11 protein-coding genes and 1 pseudogene are annotated in these 8659 nt (G+C 41.6%); 10 read left to right on the top strand and 2 right to left on the bottom strand.

Annotated elements, in window-relative coordinates; all coding sequences use genetic code 11:
• A pseudogene (locus HMPREF2837_RS10745) lies at window positions 1-161 on the top strand (tagatose-bisphosphate aldolase); the annotation flags it as partial.
• Between the two features lie 146 nt (window positions 162-307).
• The gene (locus HMPREF2837_RS06215; RefSeq protein WP_049549453.1) at window positions 308-1345 is read left to right on the top strand and encodes an aldose epimerase family protein; all 1038 of its coding nucleotides are present in this window, start codon (window positions 308-310) and stop codon (window positions 1343-1345) included.
• 41 nt (window positions 1346-1386) lie between these two features.
• On the opposite strand, the gene rnjA is transcribed toward HMPREF2837_RS06215, so the two are convergent.
• Both rnjA and HMPREF2837_RS06205 read right to left on the bottom strand, forming a co-directional pair.
• On the bottom strand, window positions 1387-3066 hold the full coding sequence (rnjA, locus tag HMPREF2837_RS06210) for a ribonuclease J1 (RefSeq protein WP_049549454.1): 1680 nt from the start codon (window positions 3064-3066) through the stop codon (window positions 1387-1389).
• A gap of 1 nt (window position 3067) precedes the next feature.
• Complete coding sequence (locus HMPREF2837_RS06205) at window positions 3068-3301, bottom strand: DNA-dependent RNA polymerase subunit epsilon (protein ID WP_049549455.1); 234 nt, start codon at window positions 3299-3301, stop codon at window positions 3068-3070.
• Between the two features lie 270 nt (window positions 3302-3571).
• On the opposite strand from HMPREF2837_RS06205, the gene HMPREF2837_RS06200 reads away from it, so the two are divergent.
• From HMPREF2837_RS06200 to HMPREF2837_RS06165, 8 genes are all read left to right on the top strand, one after another.
• On the top strand, window positions 3572-3787 hold the full coding sequence (locus HMPREF2837_RS06200) for a hypothetical protein (RefSeq protein WP_049549456.1): 216 nt from the start codon (window positions 3572-3574) through the stop codon (window positions 3785-3787).
• Window positions 3788-3897: 110 nt separating this feature from the next.
• Window positions 3898-4581 carry a tRNA (adenosine(37)-N6)-threonylcarbamoyltransferase complex dimerization subunit type 1 TsaB gene (gene tsaB / locus HMPREF2837_RS06195; protein WP_049549457.1) on the top strand — a complete coding sequence of 228 codons (684 nt, stop codon included), beginning with the start codon at window positions 3898-3900 and terminating at the stop codon, window positions 4579-4581.
• Entirely contained in the window at window positions 4578-5015 is a 438-nt protein-coding gene (gene rimI, locus HMPREF2837_RS06190; RefSeq protein ID WP_049549458.1) for a ribosomal protein S18-alanine N-acetyltransferase, read from the top strand. The genes tsaB and rimI overlap by 4 nt, the downstream gene beginning before the upstream one ends.
• A complete protein-coding gene (gene tsaD, locus HMPREF2837_RS06185) occupies window positions 5005-6015 on the top strand; it encodes a tRNA (adenosine(37)-N6)-threonylcarbamoyltransferase complex transferase subunit TsaD (RefSeq protein ID WP_049549459.1) in 1011 nt (336 codons plus the stop codon). Before rimI ends, tsaD begins: the two co-directional genes overlap by 11 nt.
• Before the next feature lie 98 nt (window positions 6016-6113).
• Window positions 6114-6977: an XRE/MutR family transcriptional regulator gene (locus HMPREF2837_RS06180; RefSeq protein ID WP_049549460.1), complete on the top strand. Its 864-nt coding sequence runs from the start codon at window positions 6114-6116 to the stop codon at window positions 6975-6977.
• A 152-nt stretch (window positions 6978-7129) separates the two neighbouring features.
• On the top strand, window positions 7130-7339 hold the full coding sequence (locus HMPREF2837_RS06175) for a hypothetical protein (RefSeq protein ID WP_049549461.1): 210 nt from the start codon (window positions 7130-7132) through the stop codon (window positions 7337-7339).
• 18 nt (window positions 7340-7357) lie between these two features.
• Window positions 7358-8032 carry a CPBP family intramembrane glutamic endopeptidase gene (locus tag HMPREF2837_RS06170; protein ID WP_075230734.1) on the top strand — a complete coding sequence of 225 codons (675 nt, stop codon included), beginning with the start codon at window positions 7358-7360 and terminating at the stop codon, window positions 8030-8032.
• 11 nt (window positions 8033-8043) lie between these two features.
• Window positions 8044-8659: CPBP family intramembrane glutamic endopeptidase (locus HMPREF2837_RS06165; protein ID WP_075230733.1), on the top strand; the 616-nt coding region annotated here is incomplete at its 3' end.

Raw genomic sequence — 8659 nt, 5'->3', positions numbered from 1 at the left:
GTGGACGTGCAACATGGGCTGGATCAGTTGAAGCTTATATCAAAGATGGTGAAGCAGCAGCTCGCGAATGGCTTCGTACAACTGGATTTGAAAACATTGATGAACTCAATAAAGTACTTCAAACAACAGCTACTTCATGGACTGAACGTGTAGAAGCATAGATCAGAAATAGAAGAAACGACTTTTGTTAATAAAATATCTATGGTTTCTTGACAAAGGTGTCTGTAAATCATAAAATAAAACCATAGAGAGTGAATGCGCTTTCTATGGTTTGTTTACTTAATTGAATTAGAAAAAGGAGAGAAGGATGAAAGCATACACAGAACGTGTATTTGGGAAAGTTGATGGCAAGGATGTCCTCGCTTACCGTTTTGAAACGGAGGCAGGATACCAACTGGAAATCATGACTTATGGAGCAACAATTCTACGCTATGTAACTCCAGATAAGGCTGGAAATTTTGCCAATGTTATCCTAGGTTTTGACGATTTTGAAAGCTATGTGGGAAATAGCCCTAAACATGGAGCAAGTGTAGGTCCAGTTGCAGGTCGTATTGCAGGAGCGACTTTCGAACTTAATGGTAAGACCTATGATCTTGAAGTCAACAATGCTAGCAACTGTAACCACAGTGGCTCAACTGGTTGGGATTCTAGCTTGTTTGAGCTAGTTGAAGTGAATGATAATGGTTTGACTCTTTACACAGAAAGAGCAGACGGGACAGGAGGTTTCCCTGGAAATCTTAAGATCTGGATTAGCTACAACTTGGAAGAAAGTGGTGCCTACGAAGTTAGTTACAAGGTAACGACAGACCAGGATACCTTGGTCAATCCAACTAACCATAGCTACTTTAACTTATCTGGTGATTTCACGCAGACAGTTGACCGCCATGTATTCCAATTGAATACAGAGGGGATTTATCCAATTGCTCCTGATGGTGTTCCAGCTAAAGCTCCAGATGCTAATCGTGATGTGGTCAAACATATCTATAATGGTGCCTTGTTGAAGGATATCTTTGCAGAAGAAGATGAGCAAATCCAACTCGTATCTGGTTTGGACCATCCATTTGCTCTGCCTGCAGGACATGATAATGCTGGTTTCCTCTATGACCAGGGTTCAGGTCGTTTCTTACTCTTTAAGACAGAAGCACCTTGCTTTGTAGTTTATACAGCAAACTTTGTGGATGAGAGTGTCATCATCGCTGGTCAGCCGATGATTCAGCACAATGGGATTGCTCTTGAAGCACAGGCTTTACCAGATGCTATTCATAGTGACCTTAAAGACCAAGTCATCCTAAAAGCAGGTGAAACTTTCACCAGCAAAACTCGTTACGAGCTTGTCGTGAAATAATAAAAATTCTCTGAAGTCATTCGATTTCAGAGAATTTTTTCTTATTCTTCATCTGGTGTGAGAATCATCGGAATGATGATTGGTTCACGTTCAGTATTTTCGTAAAGGAATGGTCGAATAGCGTTTACGATAGCGCCATTGACAGACTGGACGCTGGCATCTTTGTTTTTCAAAGCGATACGAATAGCATTGAAAAGGATGCGTTGGCTTTGACGGATCAAGTCACCAGATTCGCGCATGTAGACAAATCCACGGCTGAGAATATCTGGTCCAGATAGGATCATCTGAGACTTGAAGTCAACGGTTGCGACAGCAAGTACAACACCATCTTCAGATAGATCGCGACGATCTTTAAGCACAGCTGCACCGATTTCGCCGATACGATTTCCATCGACGTAGATATCCTGAGCATTGAAATGGCCTGCGATACGGGCAGAGTTTGCAGTGAGGGCAAGCACATCACCATTACTCATGATAAAGATATTGTCCTTCTCTACGCCAGTATCCACCGCTAGCCCAGCGTGAACTTTCTGCATGCGGTATTCACCGTGAACAGGCATGAAGTATTTTGGCTTAATCAAGCGGAGCATGAGTTTTTGCTCTTGCTGGCCACCGTGTCCAGATGTATGGATGTTGTTAATCTTACCATGGATGACTTCAACACCAGCTTCTGAAATGATGTTAATCAATTTGTTAACGCTAGTGGTGTTTCCTGGAATTGGGCTAGATGAGAAGATAACAGTATCACCAGGTTGGAGTTGCACTTGACGGTGAGTTCCGTTAGCGATACGAGAGAGGGCTGCCATTGGCTCACCCTGACTACCTGTACAGAGGATGAGAACCTCACCCGCAGGATAGTCTTTGATTTCATTTGGCTCGATAAAGGTTCCCTTAGGCGCCTTGATGTAACCAAGTTCAATCCCGTTGACAATGGCCTTTTCCATAGAGCGCCCAAAGACAGCAATCTTACGCCCTGTTTTAACAGCAGCATCAGTAGCTTGTTGGAGACGGAAGATATTTGAGGCAAAGGATGCAAAGATGATGCGTCCCTCGATACCTTGGATAATCTTCATGATCGACTGGCCGACAACCTTTTCAGAGTTTGTAAAGGTTGGCACTTCAGCATTGGTCGAGTCAGAGAGCAAACAAAGTACTCCATCTTCACCTAGAGCTGCCATGCGGTGCAAGTCTGCAGGTTCCCCAACTGGTGTAAAGTCAAACTTGAAGTCTCCCGTACAGACGATTTTCCCTTGAGGTGTGTGGATGACAATTCCCAATGGCTCTGGAATCGAGTGGGTTGTTCTAAAGAAAGTTGCTTTAAGGTTTTTAAAGGTCAACTCCGTGTTGTGGTTGATTTCGTGAAGTGTAGCGTTGCGTAAAAGTCCATGCTCTTCGAGTTTTCCACGGATCAAGGCAAGGGCCAGTGGACCTGCATAGATAGGGATATTGGCTTGCTTAAGCAAGAAAGGAATCCCACCGATATGGTCCTCGTGTCCGTGTGTAATCAAGAGAGCCTTGACGCGGTCGATATTTTCTACAATGTAAGAGTAATCAGGGATAACGTAGTCGATACCGAGAAGGTCATCCTCTGGGAATTTAATCCCTGCATCAACGATGATGATTTCGTCTTGATATTCGATACCATATGTGTTCTTTCCGATTTCTCCTAGACCACCAATGGCAAAAACGCCGACTTCTTCTGGTTTAAGAGTGTAGGCCATATTAGAACTCCGTAATTTCGAATGCGCCAGTTTCTTTTTCGTAGTCTAGCAATTTGTCAGACAAGCGTTCGATAAACTCGATATTATATTCTGGACGGTTTTCTTCTACAAGTTGGCGAGCAGCGATACGTCCTTCAAGTTCTGAACTAGCATCGATGTCCAAGTAGAGTGAGCGTGTTGTTTCACGACGTGGGCTGCGTTCTTTTGTTTCTTGATAAAAAACTTTGTAAATCATATGTTTCCTTTCTTCTTTCAGGTCAGCTATATTCAAAAATGCTCTGTTTGAAGCTGGTTTGATTCCAGTTCATTTTTTGTCTTTATTGACCTTGATTCGTTACAATTATTTCAATTATAACATAAAAAGGGGAATTAGTAAAAGCAGGAAACATGAAAGTAAGGAGCTTGAAATACGTTTCATTTTACCTTATATAAGTATTTGAAGACATCAGAAGCAAGTGCTATAATAAAGTCATAAGAGACATTTCCATATCAAGGAGGTTGAAAGATGAATAACCTATTTACTTTTGCTATCGGCATTCGTTTGGTAGCTTTTATGATTTTTGTTGCCTGTGTTTACGGAGGAAATGTTTTATATACTCGGCTAGAGCATCGGAAAACCAAGTTCCTTTGGAAGATTGGCTTCGTGACTCTGTATTCGTTTTTCCTTCTCCTTGTGACTTATGTGGTCTGGTTTGTATTTTACTTTGGCTTGAATACTTAAGTACTTATCCTGTCAATTTGGCAGGACATTTTTGTTTCAAGACAAAGAAAATTCCCATGCGTCAGCTTTTGTAGTATAATAGTAAACAGACAAAAAGATAGGAATGTGTTATGAAAGTATTAGCTTTTGATACGTCCAGCAAGGCTCTTTCTCTAGCTATTTTAGAGGACAAGCAGCTTCTTGCTGAGACCACGATTAATATCAAGAAAAATCACAGTATCACTCTGATGCCTGCTATCGATTTTTTGATGGGTAGTCTAGATTTGACACCCAAGGATTTGGATCGAATCGTCGTGGCAGAGGGGCCAGGTAGCTACACAGGTTTGCGAATCGCAGTAGCGACTGCCAAGACTTTGGCTCATACCCTGAACATCGAGTTAGTTGGGATGTCTAGCCTTTTAGCCCTGGTACCGAGCCAGCAGGAAGGTTTGGTTGTCCCTTTGATGGACGCACGCCGTAACAATGTGTATGCAGGATTTTATGAAAATGCCCAGCCAGTCTTTCCAGAAGCGCACCTATCTTTTGAAGAGGTGTTAGAAAAAGTCAAGGATGCTGATCAGGTAACCTTTGTTGGTGAAGTGGGTGCCTTTGTCGAGCAGATTCAAGAACAATTGCCACATGCCAACTACCAAGAAACCTTGCCAAATGCAGCTAATCTTGCTCTTTGGGCTTGGGACAAGGAAGCAGACTCCTTGCATGATTTTGTGCCGAATTACCTTAAGCGTGTCGAAGCTGAGGAAAACTGGCTCAAGAATCACACCGAGTCGGGCGAGTCTTACATTAAACGCCTATGATAGAGATTAAACGAATCCAACAGCAGCCTGACTTGGATCAAGTCATCTACGCTGTTATGGTAGATGTGTATCCCGTCAGTCCTTGGACGCTGGAACAAATCCAAGCAGACCTGTCCCAAGACCAGACCTGGTATGCTTTAGCCTACGATGGGATAGAAGTGATAGGTTTTCTAGCTGTTCAGGAAAATATCTTTGAAGCAGAAGTCTTGCAAATCGCTGTCAAAAAAGCCTATCAGGGTCAGGGGATTGCGTCAGCCTTGTTTGCAACATTACCGATAGACAAGGAGATTTTTCTCGAAGTCAGAAAGTCAAACCAACGAGCGCAAGCATTTTACAAGAAAGAAAATATGACGATCATCGCTGAGAGAAAGGCCTATTACCATGATCCAGTTGAGGACGCCATTATCATGAAGAGAGAAATAGATGAAGGATAGATATATTTTAGCATTCGAGACATCCTGTGATGAGACTAGTGTCGCCGTCTTGAAAAACGACGATGAGCTCTTGTCCAATGTCATTGCCAGTCAAATTGAGAGCCACAAACGTTTTGGGGGCGTAGTACCAGAAGTAGCTAGCCGTCACCATGTCGAGGTCATTACAGCCTGTATCGAGGAGGCACTAGTAGAAGCAGGAATTACCGAAGAGGACGTGACAGCTGTTGCGGTTACTTATGGACCAGGCTTGGTCGGAGCCTTGCTAGTTGGTTTATCAGCTGCCAAGGCTTTTGCTTGGGCGCATGGCCTTCCTTTGATTCCTGTGAACCACATGGCTGGCCACCTCATGGCGGCTCAAAGTGTGGAACCCTTGGAGTTTCCCTTGCTAGCCCTCTTAGTCAGTGGTGGGCACACAGAGTTGGTCTATGTGTCTGAGGCTGGTGACTACAAGATTGTTGGAGAGACCCGAGATGATGCGGTTGGTGAGGCCTATGATAAGGTCGGCCGTGTCATGGGCTTGACCTATCCAGCAGGTCGTGAGATTGATGAGTTGGCTCATCAAGGTCAGGATGTTTATGATTTCCCTCGTGCCATGATTAAGGAAGATAATCTGGAGTTTTCATTCTCAGGTTTGAAATCTGCCTTTATCAATCTTCATCACAATGCTGAGCAAAAAGGAGAAAGGCTGTCTAGAGAAGATTTGTGTGCTTCCTTCCAAGCGGCTGTCATGGATATTCTCATGGCAAAAACCAAGAAGGCACTGGAGAAATACCCTGTTAAAACCCTGGTTGTGGCTGGTGGTGTAGCAGCTAATAAAGGTCTCAGAGAACGCTTAGCAACCGAAATCACTGATGTCAAGGTCATCATTCCTCCCCTGCGACTTTGCGGAGACAATGCAGGCATGATTGCCTATGCTAGCGTTAGTGAGTGGAACAAAGAAAACTTTGCAGACTTAGACCTCAATGCCAAACCAAGTCTCGCTTTTGATACCATGGAATAAAGAGTCAGCTTTGAGCTGGCTTTTTTGCTAAAATATTTTATAATATGTTAAAAAAGTAAAAAGTTTTTACGAATAGAATAGTAAAGGGAAGTTTGTCTATGATTGAAAAACAGGAATTAGGAGAATTTTACAAGGAATTGCGCCTGGCAAGAAAGCTCAAGCAGTCAGATGTAGCTTGTGCTGGACTAACAGCCTCTCAGCTATCCAAGTTTGAACTAGGGCAGTCCATGCTGTCTGCGGATAAGTTGATCCTAGCGATCCAAGGGATCAATGTGACCTTTGATGAGTTTGGGCACAAGCTCAACAACTACCAAGAATCTCCACATATGCGATTTGGTAGAAGGATTGTGGATCGCTTTGTCCATCAAGATATAGCTGGCTTAGAACAATTGTTGAAAGAAATTGAGCAAGAACAGATGGCGCAGACTTATCGCCGTTTGAACTCTATTGTGATTAAAGATGCTATCCATTCACTAGATAAAAGCTACCCACTAGCAGAGGAGGATAGCGAGTTTTTAACTACCTACCTCTATGCTATCGAATCTTGGACCTGGTTTGAACTCTATATTTTTTGCAATACTATGCCCTTCTTGAGTAATCAAGATCTGATCTTTTTATCGACCTCTTTGCTTGAAAAAACCAAGGAATTTAAAGAGTTAGTGCACAATCGATTGTATTTGAAAGGTGGTTATCTCAATATCATCTCAGAGCTCATGGAGCGCAAACTTTTCTCTTACATCCCAATCTTTGAAGCCGAGTTGGAGAGTATGCTTCGCCCGTATGATGTTTTTGAGAAATTACTGTGGCAGTTTTTAAAGAAAATGAGTGTTTTCCTTCAGACCAAGGGAAGCAATCAAAAAGAGATTGAACACTTTATCCAATCTCTGCAAATATTAGAAAATCCACAATTAACAGCCCTTTTTGAATTACGCTTACAGCAATACAAAGCACTTATTGATTAGCTAGAAATCGCAAATGTGAAATTGCCATCAGAAAAAATGTCAAATATGCGATTTTCTAAAATATATAAGTTTTCGTGTTATACTGTCCATATATAGCAAATCCTAGGTCGCGGAAGTGGTTTACGAATAAAATAATTGAAGGAGTGTAAATAATGTTGAATTTACAATTTGCAGAAACAATGGAACTAACAGAAGTGGAGTTGGAGACAGTTTATGGAGGAAACCTTGTGGTTAATCCAGGCAATGGTGGTGGAATTGCTTTACCGATTTGGGGAGGCGGAGGTATTGGACCAAGCCCTTACGGAGCTTTTGATTGGATGAAAGGACTCTGGGTAGGTTTGGCTGAAAGAAGACGCAAATAAAACTTAAAAGGATCAACTATGAAAAGGAAAGAAACGAAATTTTATCTAGAGACCATTTTAGTGCTCGTGTCCTATTACTTGATTTTTAATCTTGTAGCAAAATTAGACTCAGTGAACCAGTTATCCGATTTTGGATTTTATGGGATGCAAATTTTATTGATAGTAATTGAGGGAATTGTTGCTACTGTCATTCTTGTAAAGAGTCAACGTTGGAAAGAGTACGGTCGATTCCAGTTTCGTTGGTCCTATCTGGGTATCTTCTTTCTTTCCTTTATGTTGATGTTTTTGTGGGTAAATACAACGACTCGGATCTTTCCTAGTACGCAAAATGGGAGTGCAATTGTGAAAGAAGCAGCTAATTTGACAGGAATTAGTTACTTTATAACGCGCATTTTATATGGTAGTCTCATTGCTCCGATAGTTGAGGAGTTAGTTTTCCGTGGACTTCTGATGACAGCCCTATCTAAATTTAAAAAATACTATATTGACGTCATCATTTCTTCCACACTCTTTAGTCTCATCCATGTTTTACAATATGGATGGGTGTTAACAGACTTCATCGTTTATGCAGGAGCAGGTCTGATACTCTGTATGCTCTTTTGTTATACACGTTCAATTTATTGGTCAATGGCACTCCACATCTTGTGGAATAGCTTTTTAATTATCGTCAGCTTATTGGTGTTTGGATTTTAGAAAGGTGAAATATGAAAAAGATAATCTCACGCTACTACTTTTTTGTAGCCATGCTACTGGTCATAGCTTACCAGGAGTTCAGTGGTCTAGTTTTATACAGCGACTTTGCTGCTGGTCTATCTAAATTTGGCTATTATTTTTCGGATATGATGTTGAACTTTCTTGTGGTTCTGCTTGTTTTTATTTTTATGGTAGGGGCAGGAAAATGGCAACAAATCAACAGTAGAAAATTTAAAGGGTCCTATCTTTTCTATTCTTTTTTAGCTTTTCTTGCTTTATTTATTTGGAATTTCATTAAATTTTTCCTATTCCCACCTACTCAAAATGGACTTGCTTACCAACTCGCTGCTCCGACTTTTACAGGCGCTACGGCATTTTTGATGTATTTTTTCTATCCTGTGATTGCAGGTCCCATTTTTGAAGAGATGATTTATCGTGGATTGGTGATGACGGCCTTGGAAAAAGGGAAAAAATGGGGACTAGATGTACTTGGTTCGGCTGCATTATTTTCAATCTTACATATCAGTAATTATGGTTGGGTCTTGACAGACTTTTTCGTATATATGGGCGGCGGTATTATATTTGCGGTCTTGTTTAGAGTGACAAAGTCTATTTATTGGCCTATTG

Origin of the sequence: Streptococcus sp. HMSC071D03, from assembly GCF_001812125.1 — a bacterium.
Classification (GTDB): Bacteria; Bacillota; Bacilli; order Lactobacillales; family Streptococcaceae; genus Streptococcus; species Streptococcus pseudopneumoniae_N.
The sequence above is the reverse complement of the archived record's forward strand: the minus strand, read 5'-3'. Positions and strand labels throughout refer to the sequence as shown.

What these genes read in the sequence shown, in the direction of transcription:
- tsaB (WP_049549457.1), top strand. Translation starts at nt 3,898, where the DNA reads ATGAAAGTATTAGCTTTTGATACGTCCAGCAAGGCTCTTTCTCTAGCT.
- HMPREF2837_RS06215 (WP_049549453.1), top strand. Translation starts at nt 308, where the DNA reads ATGAAAGCATACACAGAACGTGTATTTGGGAAAGTTGATGGCAAGGAT.
- HMPREF2837_RS06200 (WP_049549456.1), top strand. Translation starts at nt 3,572, where the DNA reads ATGAATAACCTATTTACTTTTGCTATCGGCATTCGTTTGGTAGCTTTT.
- rimI (WP_049549458.1), top strand. Translation starts at nt 4,578, where the DNA reads ATGATAGAGATTAAACGAATCCAACAGCAGCCTGACTTGGATCAAGTC.
- tsaD (WP_049549459.1), top strand. Translation starts at nt 5,005, where the DNA reads ATGAAGGATAGATATATTTTAGCATTCGAGACATCCTGTGATGAGACT.
- HMPREF2837_RS06205 (WP_049549455.1), bottom strand. Translation starts at nt 3,301, where the DNA reads ATGATTTACAAAGTTTTTTATCAAGAAACAAAAGAACGCAGCCCACGT.
- HMPREF2837_RS06180 (WP_049549460.1), top strand. Translation starts at nt 6,114, where the DNA reads ATGATTGAAAAACAGGAATTAGGAGAATTTTACAAGGAATTGCGCCTG.
- rnjA (WP_049549454.1), bottom strand. Translation starts at nt 3,066, where the DNA reads ATGGCCTACACTCTTAAACCAGAAGAAGTCGGCGTTTTTGCCATTGGT.
- HMPREF2837_RS06170 (WP_075230734.1), top strand. Translation starts at nt 7,358, where the DNA reads ATGAAAAGGAAAGAAACGAAATTTTATCTAGAGACCATTTTAGTGCTC.
- HMPREF2837_RS06175 (WP_049549461.1), top strand. Translation starts at nt 7,130, where the DNA reads ATGTTGAATTTACAATTTGCAGAAACAATGGAACTAACAGAAGTGGAG.